A 22,267-nucleotide genomic window follows, 5' to 3' on the forward strand; every position below is an offset into this window, starting at 1 on the left:
TGCGGGTACCGCGGGCGGGTCGCCGGACGGGTGACTTCGTGAACGCGTGCACGCGTCCACACCTCTCCTCGCGACTCCCTCTGGCGTGTGAACGGGCTCCCACTATCAAGCCCTCGCGTCCAACTCCAATTTGCATGCAAGGGAACCCTCTTGATATTGAGACGCCGCCCGTCGTCCGTGGTGACGAGCGGAAATGTCACCTCTGGTGATCGCTCGGGCGCTTCGTGTGTGAAGATCACGGCCTGCTCGACGCCGTGATCCTTCGCCGGGTGGTGGAGATCACAAAGCTTGTGTAATACCCCGTGTCGCAGATCACAGAGCCACGGGCATAAGATGCGGAGCGGTTGGGCTTGTGACCTGCTTCACATGTTCGCGATCTTCGCCGGGACGGGCGGGAGTTGTGGGGTGTGTGAGGTGGGTGTGAGTCCGACGCCATCGCCAGCAGTCAGTGCCGACTGAGAGGAGCGAGGAGCGGTGAACGCATATGCGCCCATCCTCGTACTGGGAGCCCTCGGGGCAGGCTTTGCGATCTTCTCCGTGGTCATGGCCACGCTGATCGGTCCGAAGCGGTACAACCGGGCCAAGCTCGAAGCGTACGAGTGCGGCATCGAGCCGACCCCCACGCCGGCCGGCGGCGGGCGCTTCCCCATCAAGTACTACCTGACGGCGATGCTCTTCATCGTCTTCGACATCGAGATCGTCTTCCTCTACCCCTGGGCCGTCACCTTCGACGCCCTGGGTGTTTTCGGGCTCGTGGAGATGCTGCTCTTCGTGCTCACCGTCTTCGTCGCGTACGCGTACGTATGGCGGCGCGGCGGCCTGGAATGGGACTGAGGGGCCTTAGACCATGGGACTCGAAGAAAAACTGCCGAGCGGCTTCCTGCTGACCACCGTCGAGCAGGCCGCGGGCTGGGTGCGCAAGGCGTCCGTCTTCCCGGCCACGTTCGGCCTCGCCTGCTGCGCCATCGAAATGATGACGACCGGCGCCGGCCGCTACGACCTGGCGCGCTTCGGTATGGAGGTCTTCCGCGGGTCTCCCCGCCAGGCGGACCTGATGATCGTCGCGGGCCGGGTCAGCCAGAAGATGGCGCCGGTCCTCAGGCAGGTCTATGACCAGATGCCGAACCCCAAGTGGGTGATCTCCATGGGGGTCTGTGCCTCGTCGGGCGGCATGTTCAACAACTACGCGATCGTGCAGGGCGTCGACCACATCGTCCCGGTCGACATCTATCTGCCCGGCTGCCCGCCACGGCCCGAGATGCTGATGGACGCGATTCTCAAGCTCCACCAGAAGATCCAGTCCTCCAAGCTCGGTGTGAACGCCGAGGAGGCGGCCCGCGAGGCGGAGGAGGCGGCGCTCAAGGCCCTGCCCACGATCGAGATGAAGGGGCTGCTGCGGTGAGCGACGCGAACGGCACCAACGGAGCCAATCCGGAGAAGGACCTGAGTGCCTCCAACCTGCCCGGCCAGCGCGGCGACGGAGGTGAGGAGATCCGCGTCCAGCGCGGGATGTTCGGCGCCAGCAACGGCGGCGACACGTCCGGTTACGGCGGCCTGGTCCGCTCGGTCCGCCTCCCGGGAGCGGCGAGCCGGCCCTACGGCGGGTGGTTCGACGAGGTCGCCGACGAACTGGAGGGCGCCCTGGAGGAACAGGGCCTGCTGCCCGGCAACGCGATCGAGAAGACGGTCGTCGACCGCGACGAACTCACCTTCCACATCGAACGCGAGCATCTGCTCCGCGTCGCCCGCACCCTGCGCGACGACCCGGCCCTGCGCTTCGAACTCTGCACCGGCGTCAGCGCGGTCCACTACCTGCACGACAAGGGCCGCGAGCTGCACGCCGTCTACCACCTGCGCTCGATCACCCACAACCGGCTGATCCGCCTGGAGGTCAGCGCCCCGGACGCCGACCCGCACATCCCGTCCCTGGTCTCCGTCTATCCGACCAACGACTGGCACGAACGCGAGACCTACGACTTCTTCGGGATCGTCTTCGACGGTCACCCGGCCCTGACGCGGATCATGATGCCGGACGACTGGCAGGGCCACCCGCAGCGCAAGGACTACCCCCTCGGCGGCATCCCCGTCGAGTACAAGGGCGCCCAGATCCCGGCTCCGGACCAGCGGAGGTCGTACTCATGAGCACGCAGTCAGCATCCGCCGCTTCGGCCCGTGAGACCACCGAGGGCACCGTCTACACGGTCACCGGTGGCGACTGGGACGAGGTCGTCCAGTCCGCGGCCCGGGCCGACGACGAGCGCATCGTCGTCAACATGGGTCCCCAGCACCCCTCCACGCACGGGGTGCTCCGTCTGATCCTGGAGATCGACGGCGAGACGGTCACCGAGGCCCGCTGCGGCATCGGCTACCTCCACACCGGTATCGAGAAGAACCTCGAATACCGCACGTGGACGCAGGGCACCACGTTCGTGACGCGCATGGACTACCTGACGTCCTTCTTCAACGAGACGGCCTACTGTCTCGCCGTCGAGAAACTCCTCGGCATCGAGGACCAGATCACCGAGCGGACGAAGATCATCCGGGTGCTCCTGATGGAGCTGAACCGGATGTCCTCCCACCTGGTGTGCATCGCCACCGGCGGTATGGAACTCGGCGCCACCACGATCATGATCTACGGATTCCGCGATCGTGAAATGATTCTCGACATCTACGAGCTGGTCACCGGCCTGCGGATGAACCACGCGTACATCCGCCCCGGCGGACTCGCCCAGGACCTGCCGCCCGGCGCGGTGGACCAGATCCGCGAGTTCGTGAAGAAGATGAAGAAGAACCTCCCGGAGTACGACAAGCTCGCCACCGGGAACCCCATCTTCAAGGCCCGTATGCAGGACGTCGGTTACCTCGACCTGGCCGGCTGCATGGCCCTCGGCGCCACCGGGCCGATCCTGCGCTCCACCGGCCTGCCGCACGACCTGCGCAAGGCGCAGCCGTACTGCGACTACGAGACCTACGACTTCGATGTCCCGACCGCCGACTCCTGCGACTCCTACGGCCGCTTCCTCATCCGCCTGGAGGAGATGCGCCAGTCGCTCAGGATCGTCGAGCAGTGCCTGGACCGGCTCCAGCCCGGCCCGGTCATGGTCGCCGACAAGAAGATCGCCTGGCCCGCCCAACTCGCCCTCGGGCCGGACGGGTTGGGCAACTCGCTCGACCACATCAAGAAGATCATGGGCACTTCCATGGAGGCCCTGATCCATCACTTCAAGCTGGTGACCGAAGGCTTCCGCGTGCCGCCGGGACAGGCGTACGCGGCGGTCGAGTCGCCCAAGGGCGAACTCGGGGTGCACGCCGTGTCCGACGGAGGCACCCGCCCCTACCGGGTCCACTTCAGGGACCCGTCCTTCACCAACCTTCAGGCCATGGCGGCGATGTGCGAGGGCGGCCAGGTCGCCGACGTCATCGTCGCCGTCGCGTCCATCGACCCCGTGATGGGAGGCGTCGACCGGTGACCACCAGTTCTTCGGAGCAGGGCGTCAGTCTGGGCATGCCCCAACTGCCCGCGCCCGCCTACCCGGACGACGTCCGAGCCCGGCTGGAGGCCGACGGGCGGGAGATCATCGCCCGCTACCCGGACTCCCGCTCGGCCCTCCTGCCGTTGCTGCATCTCGTGCAGGCGGAGGAGGGTCATGTCACGCGCACCGGCCAGCAGTTCTGCGCGGACCTGCTGGAGCTGACCACCGCCGAGGTCGCGGCCGTGGCGACCTTCTACTCCATGTACCGGCGCCGGCCGAGCGGCGACTACCAGGTCGGGGTCTGCACCAACACGCTGTGCGCGGTGATGGGCGGCGACGCGATCTTCGAGTCCCTCCAGGAGCACCTGGGCGTCGGCAACGGTGAGACCACCGACGACGGCAAGGTCACCCTGGAGCACATCGAGTGCAACGCGGCCTGCGACTTCGCGCCCGTCGTGATGGTCAACTGGGAGTTCTTCGACAACCAGACCCCGGCCGGCGCCCGGCGTCTCGTCGACGACCTGCGCGCGGGCACACCCGTGGCACCCACCCGCGGGGCACCGATGTGCACCTTCAAGGAGACCGCGCGGATCCTGGCCGGCTTCCCCGACGAGCGGCCCGGGGCCGTCGAGGCGAGCGGCGGTGCGGGACCCGCATCGCTGGTGGGCCTCCGCCTGGCCAGGGGAGAGGCCGCACCCGCGCGCGTGGTCCATCCGCGCGGCTCCGGCGCACCGCAGAACGAGCCGCCGACCGAACACCTCAGTTCGCACGACGCGCCGCAGGACACGTCGGCCTCCGACCCCGCCCACCCGGCGGGGCCCGTAGCCGAGGAGGGGGAGTGATGACCTTGGCACCCGAACTGAAAGACCACAGCCCCGAGAAGCTGCTCGCACCCGTGCTGTCGGCCTTCTGGGACGAGGACGAGTCCTGGACTCTCGACGTCTACCGGAGGCACGAGGGATACGAGGGGCTGCGCAAGGCGCTCGCCATGTCGCCGGACGACCTCATCGCGTATGTGAAGGACTCCGGTCTGCGCGGTCGCGGTGGCGCGGGCTTCCCCACCGGAATGAAATGGCAATTCATTCCTCAAGGGGATGGAAAACCGCACTATCTAGTTGTCAACGCCGACGAATCGGAGCCCGGGACCTGTAAGGACATCCCGCTCCTCTTCGCGAACCCGCACAGCCTCATCGAGGGCATTGTCATCGCGTGTTATGCCATCAGGTCTTCGCATGCCTTCATCTATCTGCGCGGTGAAGTCGTCCCAGTACTGCGGCGGTTGCACGAGGCCGTACGTGAGGCCTACGCGGCGGGCTACCTCGGCGAGAACATCCTGGGCAGCGGACTCGACCTCCAACTCACCGTGCACGCGGGCGCGGGCGCGTACATCTGCGGTGAGGAGACCGCACTGCTCGACTCGCTCGAAGGCCGCCGTGGTCAACCGCGGCTCCGTCCCCCCTTCCCTGCTGTCGCGGGCCTCTATGCGTGCCCAACTGTTGTCAATAACGTCGAGTCGATCGCGTCAGTTCCCGCGATTCTGCAAAAGGGCAAGGAATGGTTCAGGTCGATGGGCAGCGAGAAGTCCCCGGGCTTCACGCTCTACTCGCTCAGTGGCCATGTCACCAGTCCCGGTCAGTACGAGGCACCGCTCGGCATCACACTCCGCCAACTGCTCGACATGAGCGGCGGGATGCGCGCCGGGCATCGCCTCAAGTTCTGGACGCCGGGCGGGTCCTCCACGCCGATGTTCACCGACGAGCACCTCGACGTCCCTCTTGACTACGAAGGAGTGGGTGCCGCGGGTTCCATGCTCGGCACCAAAGCTCTGCAGTGTTTCGACGAGACGACCTGTGTCGTGCGTGCCGTCACCCGCTGGACCGAGTTCTACGCCCACGAGTCCTGCGGCAAGTGCACACCGTGCCGTGAAGGGACGTACTGGCTCGTGCAGTTGCTGCGCGACATCGAGGCCGGCAAGGGCTCGATGTCCGATCTCGACAAGCTGAACGACATCGCCGACAACATCAACGGCAAGTCCTTCTGCGCCCTCGGCGACGGCGCCGCCTCGCCGATCTTCTCCTCGCTCAAGTACTTCCGCGAGGAGTACGAGCAGCACATCACGGGCCGGGGCTGCCCCTTCGACCCGGCCAAGTCCACGGCCTGGGCCGACCGCACGGAGGTGAACGCATGACCGTGACCACCAGCGCTCCCTCCGGTGGGGGAGAGGCGGCGGTCCCGCCGGAGGATCTCGTCTCGCTGACGATCGACGGCGCCGAGATCAGCGTGCCCAAGGGCACCCTGGTCATCCGCGCCGCCGAGCAACTCGGCATCGAGATCCCCAGGTTCTGCGACCATCCCCTCCTCGACCCGGTCGGCGCCTGCCGGCAGTGCATCGTCGAGGTCGAGGGACAGCGCAAACCGATGGCGTCCTGCACCATCACGTGCACCGACGGCATGGTCGTCAAGACCCAGCTCAGCTCGCCCGTGGCCGAGAAGGCCCAGCACGGTGTGATGGAACTGCTCCTGATCAACCACCCGCTGGACTGCCCGGTCTGCGACAAGGGCGGCGAGTGCCCGCTGCAGAACCAGGCGATGTCGCACGGCCAGGCGGAGTCCCGCTTCGAGGGAAAGAAGCGGACCTACGAGAAGCCCGTCCCGATCTCCACCCAGGTGCTGCTCGACCGCGAGCGGTGCGTGCTGTGCGCGCGCTGCACCCGGTTCTCCAACCAGATCGCGGGCGACCCGATGATCGAGCTGCTGGAGCGGGGCGCGCTGCAACAGGTCGGCACCGGTGAGGGCGACCCCTTCGAGTCGTACTTCTCCGGGAACACCATCCAGATCTGCCCGGTGGGCGCGCTGACCTCGGCGGCGTACCGATTCCGCTCCCGCCCCTTCGACCTGGTCTCCACGCCCTCCGTGTGCGAGCACTGCTCCGGTGGCTGCGCGACCCGCACCGACCACCGGCGCGGCAAGGTCATGCGGCGCCTGGCGGCCGTGGACCCCGAGGTCAACGAGGAGTGGATCTGCGACAAGGGGCGTTTCGCCTTCCGGTACGCGCAGCAGCGCGACCGGCTGGAGACGCCGCTGATCCGCAACCCCGAGGGCGAGCTCGTCCCGGCCTCCTGGCCGGAGGCGCTGCAGATCGCCGCGCAGGGACTGCTCGCCTCGCGCGGCCGCACCGGTGTCCTGACCGGCGGCCGGCTCACCATCGAGGACGCCTACGCGTACAGCAAGTTCGCGCGCGTGGCGCTCGACACGAACGACATCGACTTCCGCGCGCGCGTGCACAGCAGCGAGGAGGCCGACTTCCTGGCCGCCCGGGTCGCCGGCCACGGCCGGGACCTCGACGGCGAGGGAGTCACCTACACCTCCCTGGAGAAGGCGCCCGCCGTCCTGCTGGTCGGGTTCGAGTCCGAGGAGGAGGCGCCCGGCGTCTTCCTGCGGCTGCGCAAGGCCTCGCGCAAACACGGGCAGCGGGTGTTCTCGCTCGCCACCCACGCCACACGCGGACTGCAGAAGGCGGGCGGCGTCCTGCTGCCGGCCGCTCCCGGCACCGAGACCGAATGGCTGGACGCGCTCACCAGCGGGTTCGGCCTGGAAGGCGACGGCGCCGGCGCCTCCGAGGCGCTGCGCGCCGAGGGCGCGGTCATCGTCGTCGGCGAGCGGCTGGCCGCCGTCTCCGGAGGCCTCACCGCCGCCGTACGGGCCGCGTCCGCGACCGGTGCCCACCTGGTGTGGATCCCACGCCGGGCCGGGGAGCGGGGCGCGATCGAGGCGGGTGCGCTGCCGTCGCTGCTGCCGGGCGGACGTCCGGCCACCGATCCACGCGCGCGTGAGGAGGTCGCCGCCGCCTGGGGCGTCGCCGAACTCCCGCACCGCTACGGCCGCGACGCCGGCCAGATCGTCGAGGCCGCCGCCGGTGGTGAGTTGCGGGCGCTGCTCGTCGCGGGGGTGGACCCGGGCGACCTGCCCGATCCGGCACGCACGCGTGCGGCACTGCACGAAGTGGGCTTCCTGGTGTCGCTCGAACTGCGGCCCAGCGAGATCACCGAACACGCCGATGTCGTCCTCCCGGTCGCGGCGGTCGCCGAGAAGGCGGGCGCCTTCCTCAACTGGGAGGGCAGGGTCCGCTTCTTCGACGCCGCGCTCAAGCCCGACCAGATGACCCGGCGCCTCGCGCCCACCGACGGGCGCGTCCTGCAGATGCTGGCCGACGCCATGGACGTCCACCTGGGACTGCCCGACCTGCGCACCGCGCGCGCGGAGTTGGACCGGCTGGGCGCCTGGAGCGGCCCGCGGGCCACCGAACCGCTGGAGACCGCGGGCGTGCTGCCCCGGCCGGCCGCCGGGGAGGCCGTGCTCGCCGGGCACCGGCTGCTGCTCGACCAAGGCACCCTCCAGGAGGGCGACGAAGCACTCGCCGGCACCCGGCACGCCGCCTACGCGCGCGTGTCGCCCGCCACGGCCGCCGAGGCGGGCGTCAAGGACGGCGACGCCCTCGCCGTGACCGGCACCTCCGGAACCGTCGAACTCCCGCTGCTGATCACCGAGATGCCCGACCGCGTGGTCTGGCTCCCGCTGAACTCCACCGGCGGGGGCGTCGCCTCCGACACCGGGGCGCTGCCCGGCGCACTCGTCCGCATCGGCCCGGCCTCGCCCGCGGGCGAGGCCCCCAAGGAGGTGGAGGCATGAGCCCGTACCCGTACCTCGCTGCCGAAGACCTCTCCATGTTCGGCCGCGACCCCTGGTGGCTGGTCGTCGTCAAGGCGGTGTTCTGCTTCGCCTTCCTGATGATCACCGTGCTGTTCTCGATCGTCTGGGAACGCAAGGTCGTCGCCTGGATGCAACTGCGCATCGGCCCCAACCGGCACGGCCCCTGGGGCATGCTCCAGTCGCTCGCCGACGGCGTGAAACTGATGCTCAAGGAAGACTTGATCGTCAAGCGCGCGGACAAGGTGGTCTACATCCTCGCGCCGGTCGTCGCGGCCATCCCGGCCTTCATGGCGATCGCGGTCATTCCCTTCGGACCGGCCGACAACGAGGTCTCGATCTTCGGCCACCGCACCACGATGCAGCTCACCGACCTGCCGATCGCGATGCTCTACATCCTCGCGGTCGCCTCGGTCGGCATCTACGGCATCGTCCTGGCGGGCTGGAGCTCCGGATCCACCTACCCGCTGCTGGGCGGCCTGCGGTCCTGCGCGCAGATGATCTCCTACGAGATCGCCATGGGCGCCGCGTTCGCCTCGGTGTTCCTCTACTCCGGGTCGATGTCCACGTCGGCGATCGTTGAACAACAGCACGACCGCTGGTACATCATCCTGCTGCCCGTCTCCTTCATCATCTACATCATCACGATGGTCGGCGAGACCAACCGCGCCCCCTTCGACATGCCGGAGTCCGAGGGCGACCTGGTCGGCGGCTTCAACACCGAGTACTCGTCCATCAAGTTCGCGCTCTTCATGCTTGCCGAGTACGTGAACATGGTGACGGTCTCCGCGGTGTCGACCACGCTCTTCCTGGGCGGCTGGCGGGCTCCGTGGCCGATCAGCTCCTTCTGGGAGGGCGCGAACCACGGCTGGTGGCCGATGCTCTGGTTCGTCATCAAGGTCCAGCTGCTGCTGTTCTTCTTCATCTGGCTGCGCGGCACACTCCCGCGCGTGCGCTACGACCAGTTGATGAAGCTCGGCTGGAAGGTCCTCATCCCGGTCTCCGTGGTCTGGCTGATGCTCGTCGCGACCGTACGGACCCTCAAGAACGAGAACTACGACTTCGCCGACATCACCCTCTACGTCGTCGGCGGTGTGCTCGTCCTGCTGTTGCTGTCCTTCGTCGCGGACATGTTCCGCCAGAAGGCGAACGAGAGCGCGCAGGCGGCCGAGGAACCCGCCGGGTTCGACGCGATGGCGGGCGGATTCCCCGTACCGCCGCTGCCGGGACAGGAGTTGCCACCGGTGCCGCGGCGCCCCTCGCGACGCGAGCGGGAGCTGATTGTCAGTGGTGGCTCGGATACTGGCAGTGACGGATCTCTGGATGGAAAGGAGGCGTCCGATGGCTGAGGAGCCAAAGGAGACCGGGCAGACGAAGCCCGGCTTCCAGAACCCAGTGGCCGGCTTCGGCGTGACCTTCAAGGCCATGTTCAAGAAGCGGCTGACCGAGCAGTACCCGGAGCAGCAGAAGACCACCGCCCCCCGGTTCCACGGACGGCACCAGCTCAACCGTCATCCGGACGGCCTGGAGAAGTGCGTCGGCTGTGAGCTGTGCGCCTGGGCCTGCCCCGCCGACGCCATCTATGTGGAGGGCGCCGACAACACCGACGAGGAGCGCTACTCGCCGGGCGAGCGGTACGGCCGCGTCTACCAGATCAACTACGCCCGCTGCATTCTGTGCGGCCTGTGCATCGAGGCGTGCCCCACGCGCGCGTTGACGATGACCAACGAGTTCGAGCTGGCCGACAGCAGCCGCGCCAACCTCATCTACACCAAGGAACAGTTGCTGGCCGGCCTCGAGGACACGATGGTCGACACCCCGCACGCCATCTACCCGGGGATGGACGAACAGGACTACTACCGGGGCCTGGTGACGGAGGCCGCACCCGGCACGGTGCCCCAAGTCGCCGTCTCCAAGGGCGAGAAGCCTGAGGAAGAGGGGGTGGAGGCATGAGCGCGCAGTTCGCCGCCGCCTACTCCACCTCCACCGGCGAGGCCTTCCAGTTCTGGGTCCTCGGCACGGTCGCGGTGATCGGCGCCCTGTCCACCATCCTCATGAAGAGGGCTGTGCACAGCGCCCTCTCGCTCGCCGGGACCATGATCATCCTGGCGGTGTTCTACCTCGCCAACGGCGCCTACTTCCTGGGCGTCGTACAGATCGTCGTCTACACCGGCGCGATCATGATGCTCTTCCTGTTCGTGGTGATGCTGGTCGGCGTCACGGCGGCGGACTCCCTGACGGAGACCATCAAGGGGCAGCGCTGGCTGGCTCTTCTCTGCGGGCTCGGCTTCGGCATCCTGCTCTTCGCGGGCATCGGCAACGCCTCCCTCAACCAGTTCGACGGCCTGGGTACGGCCAACGCGAACGGCAACGTGGAGGGCCTGGCCGCCCTCATCTTCACCAAGTACGTCTTCGCCTTCGAGATCACCGGCGCCCTGCTGATCACGGCCGCCGTCGGCGCCATGGTGCTCACCCACCGCGAGCGCACCGAGCGGGCCAGGACGCAGCGCGAGCTGTCCGAACAGCGCGTCCGCGAGGGCAAGCACGTCCCGCCGCTCCCGGCCCCCGGCGTCTACGCCCGGCACAACGCGGTGGACGTCCAGGGTCTGCTGCCGGACGGCACCCCGTCCGAGCTGACGGTCAGCAAGACGCTCCGCGACCGCGGCCAGATCCGTGACGTGTCCAGCGAGGCGCTGAACGACCTGCGGGCCCTGGAGCAGCGCGCCGAGGAGCGCCTGGAGCGCACCGAGATCGAACCGGCGAACCTCAAGCGGACCGAGGAGGCGTCGAAGTGAACCCCGTCAACTACCTCTATCTCTCCGCCCTGTTGTTCACGATCGGCGCCACCGGCGTACTGATCAGGCGGAACGCGATCGTCGTGTTCATGTGCGTCGAGCTGATGCTCAACGCCTGCAACCTCGCGTTCGTCACCTTCTCCCGGATGCACGGCAACCTCGACGGTCAGGTCATCGCGTTCTTCACGATGGTCGTCGCCGCCGCGGAGGTCGTGGTCGGGCTCGCGATCATCGTGTCGCTGTTCCGTTCCCGCCACTCGGCCTCGGTCGACGACGCCAGCCTGATGAAGCTCTGAGGGGTCGCTGAATCGTGGAGAACCTGATTGCGCTGCTGGTAGCGGCGCCTCTGCTCGGAGCGGCCGTACTGCTGTGCGGCGGCCGGCGGCTCGACGCCGTCGGCCACTGGATCGGCACGCTTCTGTCGTCCGCCTCCTTCGTCATCGGTGTCGTCCTCTTCACCGACCTGCTGGGGAAGAACGCCGAGCACCGGACGCTCATGCAGCACCTGTGGACCTGGGTCCCCGTCGAGGGCTTCCAGGCGGACGTCACCTTCCGCCTCGACCAACTGTCGATGACCTTCGTCCTGCTGATCACCGGCGTCGGCTCGCTGATCCACCTGTACTCGGTCGGGTACATGGAGCACGACGAGCGCCGACGCCGCTTCTTCGGCTATCTGAACCTGTTCCTCGCGGCGATGCTGATCCTCGTCCTCGCCGACAACTACCTTCTGCTGTACGTCGGCTGGGAGGGCGTCGGTCTCGCCTCCTACCTGCTGATCGGCTTCTGGCAGCACAAGCCCAGCGCGGCGACCGCCGCGAAGAAGGCCTTCCTGGTCAACCGGGTCGGCGACATGGGCCTGTCGATCGCCATCATGCTGATGTTCACGACGTTCGGGACCTTCGCCTTCGGCCCGGTCCTCAGCCACGTCGGTGACGCCTCCGAGGGCAAGCTCACCGGCATCGCCCTGATGCTGCTGCTCGCCGCCTGCGGCAAGTCCGCCCAGGTACCGCTCCAGTCCTGGCTCGGCGACGCGATGGAGGGCCCGACCCCGGTCTCCGCCCTCATCCACGCGGCGACCATGGTGACCGCGGGCGTGTACCTGATCGTCCGCTCCGGAGCGATCTTCAACGCGGCGCCGGACGCACAGCTGGTCGTCACCGTCGTCGGCGCCGTCACGCTCCTGTTCGGTGCGATCGTCGGTTGCGCGAAGGACGACATCAAGAAGGCGCTGGCCGGCTCGACCATGTCGCAGATCGGCTACATGGTGCTCGCCGCCGGCCTCGGCCCCATCGGCTACGTCTTCGCGATCATGCACCTGGTGACGCACGGCTTCTTCAAGGCCGGGCTCTTCCTCGGCGCCGGTTCGGTCATGCACGGGATGAACGACGAGGTCGACATGAGGAAGTACGGCGGCCTCAGGAAGTACATGCCGGTCACCTTCATCACCTTCGGCCTCGGCTACCTCGCCATCATCGGCTTCCCTGGCCTGTCCGGCTTCTTCTCCAAGGACAAGATCATCGAGGCGGCATTCGCCAAGGGCGGCACCGAGGGCTGGATCCTCGGCGGCGCGGCCCTGCTGGGCGCGGCCATCACGGCGTACTACATGACGCGCGTGATGCTGATGACGTTCTTCGGAGAAGAGCGCTGGCGGCACGCCGAGACGGCGTCGCCCGCCGAGCCGAGCGTGGAGCCCGCCGCCGAGCACCAGGGCGCGCACGCGGAGCCCCACCCGCACGAGTCGCCGAAGACCATGACGATCCCGATGATCGTGCTCGCCTTCGGATCGGTCTTCGCCGGCGCCTTCTTCGGGATCGGGAACCGCTTCCTGCACTGGCTGGAGCCGATCACCGGCCACGAGGAGGGCAACTCCCCGGTCAGCGCCCTGACGGTCACCCTGGCCACCATGGCGGTCCTGGTCGTCGGCGTCGCGATCGCCTGGGCGCAGTACGGCCGCCGCCCGGTCCCGGCCGTCGCCCCGCGCGGGTCGCTGCTCACCCGGGCCGCCCGCCGCGACCTCCTCCAGGACGACTTCAACCACGTCGTCCTGGTGCGCGGCGGAGAACACCTCACCCGCTCCCTGGTCTACGTCGACCACACCCTGGTCGACGGCGTCGTCAACGGCACGGCGGCCTCCATGGGCGGCCTCTCCGGAAGGCTGCGCAAGCTGCAGAACGGCTACGCGCGGTCGTACGCGGTCTCGATGTTCGGCGGTGCGGCCATCCTCGTCGCCGCGACCCTGCTGATGAGGGCGGTCTGATACCGATGTCCTTTCCTCTCCTGACAGCGACGGCGGCGCTCCCGGCGCTCGGGGCGGTCGCCACGGCCGCCGTCCCGGCCGCGCGGCGCACCGCCGCCAAATGGCTGGCGCTGCTCGTCTCACTGGCGACGCTCGCGCTGGGCATCACCGTCCTGGTGCGCTTCGACCCCGGCGGCGACCGCTATCAACTCACCGAGTCCCACGCCTGGATCAAGGCCTTCGGGGTCCGCTACGAACTGGGCGTGGACGGCATCGCGGTCGCGCTCATCGCGCTCACCGCCCTGCTGATCCCGTTCGTGATCCTGGCCGGCTGGCACGACGCCGACCCGCTGGAGACCGGCAGCAAGCGCTGGCGGCCCACCCAGGGCTTCTTCGCGCTCATCCTGGCGGTGGAGGCGATGGTGATCATCTCCTTCGAGGCCACCGACGTCTTCCTCTTCTACATCTTCTTCGAAGCCATGCTGATCCCGATGTACTTCCTCATCGGCGGCTTCGGGGACCGGGCCCACCAGCACGGTGACGAGGCGGCGGCCACCCAACGGTCGTACGCCGCCGTCAAGTTCCTGCTCTACAACCTGGTCGGCGGCCTCATCATGCTGGCGGCCGTGATCGGCCTCTACGTGGTGGCCGGGAACTTCTCGCTCGCGGAGATCGCGCAGGCGCGGGCCAACGGTTCGCTGCACATGGCGACCAACACCGAACGCTGGCTGTTCCTGGGCTTCTTCTTCGCCTTCGCGGTGAAGGCGCCGCTGTGGCCGCTGCACACCTGGCTGCCCAACGCGATGCAGGAGTCCACCGCGCCGGTCGCCGTGCTCATCACGGCGGTCGTCGACAAGGTGGGCACCTTCGCGATGCTCCGCTTCTGCCTCCAACTCTTCCCGGAGGCCAGCAAGTGGGCGACGCCCGTCATCCTCGTCCTCGCCCTGATCAGCATCATCTACGGGGCGTTGCTCGCGGTCGGCCAGCGGGACATCAAGCGGCTGGTGGCGTACGCGTCGATCTCGCACTTCGGGTTCATCATCCTGGGCATCTTCGCGATGACCAGCCAGGGCCAGTCCGGCGCGACGCTCTACATGGTCAACCACGGTATTTCCACGGCCGCGTTGATGCTGGTCGCCGGATTCCTGATCTCGCGGCGCGGCTCGCGTCTGATCGCCGACTACGGAGGGGTGCAGAAAGTTGCCCCGGTGCTCGCCGGCACCTTCCTGATCGGCGGTCTGGCCACCCTGTCGCTGCCGGGCCTGGCGCCCTTCGTGAGTGAATTCCTGGTCCTGGTCGGCACGTTCGCGCGCTACCCGGCGGTCGGGATCATCGCCACCTTCGGCATCGTCCTCGCCGCCCTCTACACCCTCGTCCTCTACCAGCGGACGATGACCGGCCCGGTGAAGCCCGAGGTCGCCGCGATGCCGGACCTGCGACCGCGTGAACTCCTGGTCGTCGCCCCGTTGATCGTGCTGCTGATCTTCCTGGGCGTCTACCCGAAGCCCGTCACGGACATCGTGAACCCGTCGGTCAAGCAGACCCTGTCCGACGTACACAAGAAGGATCCCAAGCCCTCGGTGGAGGCGGCCAAGTGAGCGCAACAGCCGTCCACAGCCTGTGGACAACGGCGGCAACCGCGGCCGACCCGATCTCGAAGATCGACGCGCCGAAGATCGAGTACGGGCAATTGTCGCCCACCTTGATCATCCTCGGCGCGGCCCTCATCGGGGTGCTGGTCGAGGCGTTCGTCCCGCGCAAGTCCCGTTACTACGCCCAGGTGTTCGTGTCCGCCGTAGCGCTGTGTGCCGCCTTCGCGGCGGTCGTGGCGCTCGCGGCGGACGGGTACGGCACCACCAAGGCGCACATCGCGGCGATGGGCGCGATCGCGGTCGACGGACCGTCCCTGTTCCTCCAGGGCGTGATCCTGCTGTCCGGACTGGTCGGCCTGTTCACCTTCGCGGAGCGGCGGCTCGACCCGGAGGCGCACGGCAACCGGGTCGACTCCTTCGCCGCACAGGGCGCGTCCGTGCCCGGCAGCGACAGCGAGAAGGCCGCCGTCAAGGCCGGGTTCACCACCACCGAGGTGTTCCCGCTGCTGCTCTTCGCGGTCTCCGGCATGCTGGTCTTCCCGTCGGCCAACGACCTGTTGACCCTGTTCGTGGCCCTGGAAGTCTTCTCGCTCCCGCTCTACCTGCTGTGCGCCCTGGCCCGCCGCAAGCGGCTCCTGTCGCAGGAGGCAGCGGTCAAGTACTTCCTGCTCGGCGCCTTCGCCTCCGCGTTCACCCTGTTCGGCATCGCACTGCTCTACGGCTACGCGGGCTCGATGTCGTACGGCACGATCGCGCAGGTCGTCGACGGCTCGATCACCAACGTCGACCCGGCCCTCGCGTCCACCATGGGCAACGACGCACTGCTGCTCATCGGCGGCGCGATGATCGTCATGGGGCTGCTGTTCAAGGTGGGCGCGGTGCCGTTCCACATGTGGACGCCCGACGTCTACCAGGGCGCGCCGACCCCGGTCACCGGCTTCATGGCCGCCGCGACCAAGGTGGCCGCCTTCGGCGCGCTGCTCCGGCTCCTCTACGTCGTGCTGCCGGGCCTGCGCTGGGACTGGCGGCCCGTCATGTGGGCGGTGGCCATCATCACGATGCTGGGCGGCGCGATCGTCGCGATCACCCAGACCGACATCAAGCGGCTCCTTGCGTACTCGTCGATCGCGCACGCGGGCTTCATCCTCGCCGGTGTCATCGCGACCACCCGGGACGGCGTCTCGTCCGTGCTCTTCTACCTGGGCGCGTACTCGTTCGTGACGATCGGAGCCTTCGCGGTCGTCACCCTCGTACGGGACGCCGGCGGCGAGGCGACGCACCTGTCCAAGTGGGCGGGGCTCGGGCGGCGGTCGCCGCTGGTCGCGGCGGTCTTCGCGGTGTTCCTGCTGTCCTTCGCGGGCATCCCGCTGACGGCCGGCTTCGCCGGGAAGTTCGCCGTGTTCAAGGCGGCCGCGGCGGGCGGCGCGGCCCCGCTGGTCGTGGTCGGTGTGCTCTCCTCGGCGATCGCGGCGTTCTTCTACATCCGCGTGATCGTGCTCATGTTCTTCAGCGAGCCGAGGCCCGACGGACCCACCGTCGCGGTGCCGTCCCCGCTGACCATGGCGACGATCGGGGTGGCCGTGGCGGCCACGCTCGTCCTCGGTGTGGCACCGCAGTACTTCCTGGACCTGGCGAACCAGGCGGGGATCTTCGTCCGCTGAGCGCACGGTGAAGGCCCCGGTTCCCTTTGAAGGGAGCCGGGGCCTTCGCGTATGCGGGGTCAGACCGTCGGGCAGACCACCTCGGGGTTCCCGGCCGCGAACAGACCCGAGGAGTTGGGCTCGTAGATCCAGGCGCGCAGCGTGAAGTAGCCGGGGAACTGGTTCTTCCGGAAGGTCTGCCCGAACAGCGTCGGCGCGGCCTGTCCCGTGTCCTTCACCACCCACTCCACCGCGACCAGCTTGCGCCGGTCGACGAACTCGGACCCGTCCGCGTACTCGCTCTTGAAGCCGTCCGCGTACACCAGGGCCGCGGGCTTCGTCGGATCGAGTGAGCCGATGTTCGCCGGGTTGACGTAGCGGTAGCCCATGCCGCCCTCGGTCGGGTCGGCGACGCAGGTGTCCGTGCGCACGTATCCGCCGCCCGTGGCGAACCCCTCGTACCCGTACTTCGAGGTGGCCTGGTACGTCTTGGTCAGCGTGGTCCACACGGACGGGTCGGGGTCGGACGCGGCGTGGGCCGGGGCGGCGGTCAGCGCGAAGGCCGCGGCCGTCGCCACCGCGACGGCGGCCTTGACGGCGCTCTGCAGGGGCCGAGGGGACATGGTGGGGCTCCTTGGACTTTCGGGAGGCGTCCGCACACACGGCGCGCCGACCCTTCGGGGGCGTGGCGGGCCTCCGCGGTCCCGCCCGAGCAGCATGTTCCGGCGGAACCGGTCGCGCCATGTGACGGGAGCCATTCGACTGACCACACCCGGTCACCGACCGGTCGTCGCCACCAGCCTGTGGATAACTCCGACGCTGTCAGTCCGGACGCCTATCGTGGACGCAGTGGTCGAGGGACGACGTACGGGGGACGAGCGATGCACGGGATGGGCGGGACGGTTGTGACGACCGAAGTACGGACGCCGGCGGTACACGGCGAGAGCGAGGCGCTGGCCACGCTCCACCGCGTCTTCGGATACGACAGCTTCCGCGGCGCGCAGGAGGAGGTCATCGAGCATGTGGTGGCCGGCGGCGACGCCGTGGTCCTCATGCCGACCGGCGGCGGCAAGTCGTTGTGCTACCAGATCCCGTCTCTGGTCAGAGCCGGTACGGGTGTGGTCGTCTCCCCGCTGATCGCGCTGATGCAGGACCAGGTGGACGCGCTGCGGGCGCTGGGCGTGCGCGCCGGGTTCATGAACTCCACGCAGGACTTCGAGGAGCGGCGCCTGGTCGAGGCCGAGTTCCTGGCCGGCGAGCTGGACCTGATCTATCTGGCGCCGGAGCGGCTGCGCCTCGACTCCACCCTGGAGCTGCTGTCGCGCGGCAAGATCTCGGTGTTCGCGATCGACGAGGCGCACTGCGTGTCCTCGTGGGGCCACGACTTCCGGCCCGACTATCTGTCCCTCTCCCTGCTGGGCGAGCGCTGGCCGGACGTCCCGCGGATCGCGCTCACGGCGACGGCCACGGACGCGACGCACCAGGAGATCACCCAGCGGCTGAAGATGCCGGACGCCCGGCACTTCGTGGCGAGCTTCGACCGGCCCAACATCCAGTACCGGATCGTGCCGAAGGCCGACCCCAAGAAGCAGTTGCTCAGCTTCCTGCGCGAGGAGCACGCGGGCGACGCGGGCATCGTGTACTGCCTGTCCCGCAAGTCCGTCGAGGCGACCGCCGAGTTCTTGTCGCGCAACGGCATCGAGGCGGTGCCGTACCACGCGGGCCTCGACTCGGGCACGCGCGCGGCACACCAGTCCCGGTTCCTGCGCGAGGACGGGCTGATCGTCGTGGCGACCATCGCCTTCGGCATGGGCATCGACAAGCCGGACGTACGGTTCGTCGCCCACCTCGACCTGCCCAAGTCCGTCGAGGGCTACTACCAGGAGACGGGCCGCGCGGGCCGCGACGGAATGCCCTCCACGGCCTGGATGGCGTACGGCCTCAACGACGTCATACAGCAGCGCAAGATGATCCAGTCCAGCGAGGGCGACGAGGCGTTCCGCCGCCGGGCCGCCGCCCACCTGGAGGCCATGCTCGCGCTGTGCGAGACGGCGCAGTGCCGGCGCGGTCAACTGCTCGCCTACTTCGGGCAGGACCCGGACGCGGCGGCCTGCGGCAACTGCGACACCTGCCTGGTCCCGCCGGAGACCTGGGACGGCACGGTCGCCGCGCAGAAGGTGCTGTCGACGGTGGTGCGGTTGCAGCGGGAGCGGGGCCAGAAGTTCGGCGCGGTGCAGATCGTCGACATCCTCATGGGACGCCGGACGGCCAAGGTGATCCAGTTCGACCACGACCAGCTCTCCGTGTTCGGCATCGGCGAGGACCTGGGCGAGGGTGAATGGCGGGGTGTCGTACGGCAGTTGCTCGCGCAGGGGCTGCTCGCGGTCGAGGGGGAGTACGGCACGCTGGTGCTCACCGAGGCCAGCGGGACGGTGCTGCGACGCGAGCGGGAGGTGCCGCTGCGCAAGGAGCCGAAGAAACCGGCGAGTTCGCGATCGGGTTCCTCGGGCCGGGGCGAGCGCAAGGCGAAGGCCGCGGCGGTCGAACTGCCCGAGTCGCTGCGCCCCGCCTTCGAGGCCCTGCGCGCCTGGCGCGCCGAACAGGCCCGTGAGCAGGGTGTCCCGGCGTACGTCATCTTCCATGACGCGACGCTCCGGGAGATCGCGACGGTGTGGCCCACGTCGGTGGGGCAGTTGGGGGAGATCAGCGGGGTCGGCGAGAAGAAGCTGGCGACGTACGGGGAGGGTGTGATCGGGGTACTGGCCTCGCTGGGTGGGGCGCCCGGCGAGGGCTCGGCGCAGGGTTCGGTGCCCGCGCCGGCTCGGGCGGCGGACGACCGTGATCCCGGCCCGGACTACTGGCCGGAGATGGATGAGGAGCCGGAGCCCGAGGACTGGATATAGCCGGTCGGGGTTGAGGCCCCCCGCTACAGCGCGCGGGTCGCGTACGCCCTGACGTCCGCGTCCGAGTCGGTGGTCGCCGTGGCGAGGGCCGCGTGCGCGTCGGTGGTGGGGTGCCAGGTCAGGGCGAGGACCGCCGCCTTGCGGACGTCGGCGTTGGGGTCGGCCAGGGTCTTGGCCAGGGCGGGGACCGCTGTTTCGGGGTCGGCGGCGGACAGCGCCGTGGCGGCACCGGCGCGGACCTGCCAGGCCGGGTCGGCCAGGGCGGCGACGGCACGGGCCGCGAGGGGCGCCGGGCAGCCGGTCGTGCCCAGGGCTGCGTAGGCGGCGGCGCGTACCAGGGCGTCCGGGTCATCGGTGAGGGTGGCGAGAGCGCCGAGGGCCAGGTGGAGCGGGTTGTCCTGCTCGGGGGCGGCGGGGGGTGTGCTGATCTTGCCGGAGCCGGAGCCGGAGCCGGAGCCGGAGCCGGAGCCGGAGCCGGAGCCGGAGCCCGGGTTCGAGCCGGAGGTCGCCCGGCCGGTGTCGCCCGCGCCCCCCGTCCCCACCGTGCCCAGCGCCTTGGCGAAGGTGACGCGGACCTCGCGGGACGGGTCGGACGGTGCCGCGTGGGCCAACTCGCCGGTGGCGTCGACCGAGACGAGGGCGCGGACGGCCTCGATGCGGACGCCGGTGTCGGAGTCGGTCAGAGAGCGGGCGAAGAGGCCGGCGTCGCCGAGGCGCAGGGCGCGCAGGACGTCGAGGGCGGCGGCGCGGACGACGGGGTCGGGCTCGGCCAGGGCGGCGGCGAGGCCGTCGCGGAGGGCGGGCGAGGGCGGGAGCGTCTCCACCAGCTCGCGCAGTGAGGCCGCGGCGGCGGTGCGCACCTCGGCGGCGGGGTCGCGGAGGGTCTCGGCGAGGACGGGGCCCGTCCCGGGCGGGAGGGTCTCCGTCAGGACGGTGACGGCTTCGCGGCGGACGGCCGGCGTGGGGTCGGTGAGGTAGGGGCGCAGGGCGTCGAGGTCGGGTTCTTCCTCGGCGAGGGCGACGAGTTCGAGCAGCCGGGAGGAGGACCGCGCGGGGGCGGGAGCGGGAGCAGTGGGGGTGGACGTCGGCTGCGGTTCGGCGGGGGAGACCAGCGGGGCGAGTTCCCGCGAGCCCGCCGTGGCGACGTTCTCGGGATGGACCTCGCCCAGGTGGCGGGAGGGACCGCCGGTCGGGGTGAAGTCCTCGATCGGGACCAGGTAGGGAGCCACGGGTCGGGCCGTGAACTCCATCGCACCGGAGGGGGACTTGTGCAGGTCGAGGTGGTGGAACCAGGAGACGTCGTCGCGGGCCGGGTGGTCGAGGCGGTCGTGATAGAGGCCCCAGCGGGACTCCGTGCGGGCCAGGGAGGCGCGGGCCGCCATTTCGGCGCAGTCGCGGATGAAGGTGACCTCGGCGCAGCGCATCAGTTCGTGCGGGGTGCGGGCGCCCATCTCGGCGATGTCCGTGCGCATCCGCTCGAACGCCTCCAGGGCGAGCGACAGCCGGGCGCCCGACTTCGGCGGGGCCACGTAGTCGTTCACGAAGCGGCGCAACTTGTACTCGACCTGGGGCTGCGGCGCGCCCTCCGGGTTGTGCAGCGGGCGGTAGACCAGCTCGTGCGCGGCGCGCAGTTGGTCGGCGGGCAACTCGCCCTCGTACGGCCGGTACTGGGCCGCGTCCGCGCCCGCCAGGTCGCCGAAGACGAACGCGCCGATCATGTAGTTGTGCGGGACGCAGGCGAGGTCGCCAGCGGCGTAGAGGCGGGGGACCGTCGTGCGGGCGTGCTCGTCGACCCGTACCCCCGAGGCCGAGTGGCCGCCGCACAGGCCGATCTCGGAGATGTGCATCTCGACGTCATGGGTGCGGTAGTCGTGGCCCCGGCCTTCGTGGAAGGTCCCTCGGGTGGGCCGCTCCGTCGAGTGCAGGATCGACTCCAGGGCGGAGATCGACTCCTCCGGGAGATGGCTCAGTTTCAGGTACACCGGGCCCCGGTCCGATGCAACCTCGGCCGCGAACTCCGCCATCATCTGGCCGGACCAGTAGTCGGAGTCGACGAAGCGTTCGCCGTGCCGGTTGACCTGGTAGCCGCCGAAGGGGTTGGCGACGTAGGCGCAGGCGGGGCCGTTGTAGTCCTTGATCAGCGGGTTGATCTGGAAGCACTCGATGCCGGTGAGTTCGGCGCCCGCGTGGTAGGCCATCGCGTAGCCGTCGCCCGCGTTCGTCGGGTTCTCGTACGTGCCGTACAGGTAGCCGGAGGCGGGCAGGCCGAGGCGTCCGCAGGCTCCCGTCGCGAGGATCACGGCACCCGCGCGGACCGAGACGAAGCCGCCGGTACGGGTGTTGAAGCCCGCCGCGCCCACCGCGCGCCCCCCGGAGGTGAGTACGCGCACCGGCATCACCCGGTTCTCGATCCGGATCCGCTCGCGCATCTCGCGCCGCCGCAGTTGCCGGTACAGGACCTTCTTGACGTCCTTGCCCTCCGGCATCGGCAGCACGTACGAGCCGGAGCGGTGGACCTGGCGGACCGCGTACTCGCCGTGCTCGTCCTTCTCGAACTTCACGCCGTACGACTCCAGCCGTTGCACCATGGCGAAGCCGCGGGTGGCGGTCTGGCGGACGGTGGACTGGTCGACGATGCCGTCGTTGGCGCGGGTGATCTCGGCGACGTAGTCGTCGGGCTCGGCGCGGCCGGGGATGACCGCGTTGTTGACGCCGTCCATGCCCATGGCGAGCGCGCCGGAGTGGCGGACGTGCGCCTTCTCCAGGAGGAGGACGTTCGCGCCGTGCTCGGCGGCGGTCAGGGCGGCCATGGTGCCGGCCGTGCCGCCGCCGATAACCAGGACGTCGCAGGTCAGCTCTTCGGCCTCGGCGAGCGAGGGGATCTCCAGGGGCGTGGGCACGGAGGTGGTCACCAGGGGGCC

The 22,267-nt window shown here is 69.4% G+C and carries 17 protein-coding genes; 15 read left to right on the forward strand and 2 right to left on the reverse strand.

All coding sequences use genetic code 11. From position 1 onward, the window contains the following. Window positions 1–474 precede the first annotated feature (474 nt). The 14 genes from ABZT04_RS13885 to nuoN are packed head-to-tail and all read left to right on the forward strand — an operon-like array spanning window position 475 to window position 16,464. Window positions 475–834: an NADH-quinone oxidoreductase subunit A gene (locus ABZT04_RS13885; RefSeq protein ID WP_007383963.1), complete on the forward strand. Its 360-nt coding sequence runs from the start codon at window positions 475–477 to the stop codon at window positions 832–834. Between the two features lie 13 nt (window positions 835–847). Then, window positions 848–1,402, forward strand: a complete 555-nt coding sequence (locus tag ABZT04_RS13890) for an NADH-quinone oxidoreductase subunit B (RefSeq protein ID WP_007383964.1) — start codon at window positions 848–850, stop codon at window positions 1,400–1,402. After that, window positions 1,399–2,142, forward strand: coding sequence for an NADH-quinone oxidoreductase subunit C (locus tag ABZT04_RS13895; RefSeq protein ID WP_356056406.1), 744 nt, complete (start codon window positions 1,399–1,401; stop codon window positions 2,140–2,142). Before ABZT04_RS13890 ends, ABZT04_RS13895 begins: the two co-directional genes overlap by 4 nt. After that, complete coding sequence (locus ABZT04_RS13900) at window positions 2,139–3,470, forward strand: NADH-quinone oxidoreductase subunit D (RefSeq protein WP_356056407.1); 1,332 nt, start codon at window positions 2,139–2,141, stop codon at window positions 3,468–3,470. The genes ABZT04_RS13895 and ABZT04_RS13900 overlap by 4 nt, the downstream gene beginning before the upstream one ends. Further along, a complete protein-coding gene (nuoE, locus tag ABZT04_RS13905) occupies window positions 3,467–4,315 on the forward strand; it encodes an NADH-quinone oxidoreductase subunit NuoE (RefSeq protein ID WP_356056408.1) in 849 nt (282 codons plus the stop codon). The genes ABZT04_RS13900 and nuoE overlap by 4 nt, the downstream gene beginning before the upstream one ends. Beyond that, window positions 4,312–5,661, forward strand: a complete 1,350-nt coding sequence (nuoF, locus tag ABZT04_RS13910; RefSeq protein ID WP_356056409.1) for an NADH-quinone oxidoreductase subunit NuoF — start codon at window positions 4,312–4,314, stop codon at window positions 5,659–5,661. Before nuoE ends, nuoF begins: the two co-directional genes overlap by 4 nt. Further along, window positions 5,658–8,162 carry an NADH-quinone oxidoreductase subunit G gene (locus ABZT04_RS13915; protein ID WP_356056410.1) on the forward strand — a complete coding sequence of 835 codons (2,505 nt, stop codon included), beginning with the start codon at window positions 5,658–5,660 and terminating at the stop codon, window positions 8,160–8,162. The genes nuoF and ABZT04_RS13915 overlap by 4 nt, the downstream gene beginning before the upstream one ends. Next, a complete protein-coding gene (gene nuoH, locus ABZT04_RS13920) occupies window positions 8,159–9,529 on the forward strand; it encodes an NADH-quinone oxidoreductase subunit NuoH (protein WP_356056411.1) in 1,371 nt (456 codons plus the stop codon). Before ABZT04_RS13915 ends, nuoH begins: the two co-directional genes overlap by 4 nt. Then, window positions 9,522–10,133, forward strand: coding sequence for an NADH-quinone oxidoreductase subunit NuoI (gene nuoI / locus ABZT04_RS13925; RefSeq protein ID WP_356056412.1), 612 nt, complete (start codon window positions 9,522–9,524; stop codon window positions 10,131–10,133). Before nuoH ends, nuoI begins: the two co-directional genes overlap by 8 nt. Next, entirely contained in the window at window positions 10,130–10,975 is an 846-nt protein-coding gene (locus tag ABZT04_RS13930) for an NADH-quinone oxidoreductase subunit J (RefSeq protein WP_356056413.1), read from the forward strand. The genes nuoI and ABZT04_RS13930 overlap by 4 nt, the downstream gene beginning before the upstream one ends. After that, window positions 10,972–11,271: an NADH-quinone oxidoreductase subunit NuoK gene (gene nuoK, locus ABZT04_RS13935; protein WP_019074282.1), complete on the forward strand. Its 300-nt coding sequence runs from the start codon at window positions 10,972–10,974 to the stop codon at window positions 11,269–11,271. The genes ABZT04_RS13930 and nuoK overlap by 4 nt, the downstream gene beginning before the upstream one ends. A gap of 14 nt (window positions 11,272–11,285) precedes the next feature. After that, on the forward strand, window positions 11,286–13,232 hold the full coding sequence (gene nuoL / locus ABZT04_RS13940; protein ID WP_356056414.1) for an NADH-quinone oxidoreductase subunit L: 1,947 nt from the start codon (window positions 11,286–11,288) through the stop codon (window positions 13,230–13,232). A gap of 5 nt (window positions 13,233–13,237) precedes the next feature. Beyond that, complete coding sequence (locus ABZT04_RS13945) at window positions 13,238–14,809, forward strand: NADH-quinone oxidoreductase subunit M (protein WP_356056415.1); 1,572 nt, start codon at window positions 13,238–13,240, stop codon at window positions 14,807–14,809. Further along, a complete protein-coding gene (gene nuoN, locus ABZT04_RS13950; protein WP_356056416.1) occupies window positions 14,806–16,464 on the forward strand; it encodes an NADH-quinone oxidoreductase subunit NuoN in 1,659 nt (552 codons plus the stop codon). Before ABZT04_RS13945 ends, nuoN begins: the two co-directional genes overlap by 4 nt. 59 nt (window positions 16,465–16,523) lie before the next feature. On the opposite strand, the gene ABZT04_RS13955 is transcribed toward nuoN, so the two are convergent. Next, complete coding sequence (locus ABZT04_RS13955) at window positions 16,524–17,066, reverse strand: hypothetical protein (protein WP_356056417.1); 543 nt, start codon at window positions 17,064–17,066, stop codon at window positions 16,524–16,526. A 267-nt stretch (window positions 17,067–17,333) separates the two neighbouring features. Between ABZT04_RS13955 and recQ the strand changes: the two genes are divergently transcribed. Beyond that, window positions 17,334–19,346 (forward strand): DNA helicase RecQ, encoded by a 2,013-nt coding sequence (gene recQ, locus ABZT04_RS13960; protein WP_356056418.1) that lies wholly within the window; start codon window positions 17,334–17,336, stop codon window positions 19,344–19,346. 23 nt (window positions 19,347–19,369) lie between these two features. Here recQ and ABZT04_RS13965 read toward each other — a convergent pair whose 3' ends face one another. Next, window positions 19,370–22,258 (reverse strand): fumarate reductase/succinate dehydrogenase flavoprotein subunit, encoded by a 2,889-nt coding sequence (locus ABZT04_RS13965; RefSeq protein WP_356056419.1) that lies wholly within the window; start codon window positions 22,256–22,258, stop codon window positions 19,370–19,372. Between the last annotated feature and the right edge of the window lie 9 nt (window positions 22,259–22,267).

It is taken from the genome of Streptomyces sp. NPDC005492 (assembly GCF_040605995.1).
In the GTDB taxonomy this organism is placed as follows: domain Bacteria; phylum Actinomycetota; class Actinomycetes; order Streptomycetales; family Streptomycetaceae; genus Streptomyces.

Bases quoted from the DNA above. Each gene is read 5' to 3' on its own strand.
- ABZT04_RS13890 (WP_007383964.1), top strand. From the start codon at position 848: ATGGGACTCGAAGAAAAACTGCCGAGCGGCTTCCTGCTGACCACCGTC.
- ABZT04_RS13900 (WP_356056407.1), top strand. From the start codon at position 2,139: ATGAGCACGCAGTCAGCATCCGCCGCTTCGGCCCGTGAGACCACCGAG.
- ABZT04_RS13915 (WP_356056410.1), top strand. From the start codon at position 5,658: ATGACCGTGACCACCAGCGCTCCCTCCGGTGGGGGAGAGGCGGCGGTC.
- nuoH (WP_356056411.1), top strand. From the start codon at position 8,159: ATGAGCCCGTACCCGTACCTCGCTGCCGAAGACCTCTCCATGTTCGGC.
- nuoI (WP_356056412.1), top strand. From the start codon at position 9,522: ATGGCTGAGGAGCCAAAGGAGACCGGGCAGACGAAGCCCGGCTTCCAG.
- ABZT04_RS13930 (WP_356056413.1), top strand. From the start codon at position 10,130: ATGAGCGCGCAGTTCGCCGCCGCCTACTCCACCTCCACCGGCGAGGCC.
- ABZT04_RS13945 (WP_356056415.1), top strand. From the start codon at position 13,238: ATGTCCTTTCCTCTCCTGACAGCGACGGCGGCGCTCCCGGCGCTCGGG.
- ABZT04_RS13955 (WP_356056417.1), bottom strand. From the start codon at position 17,066: ATGTCCCCTCGGCCCCTGCAGAGCGCCGTCAAGGCCGCCGTCGCGGTG.
- recQ (WP_356056418.1), top strand. From the start codon at position 17,334: ATGGGCGGGACGGTTGTGACGACCGAAGTACGGACGCCGGCGGTACAC.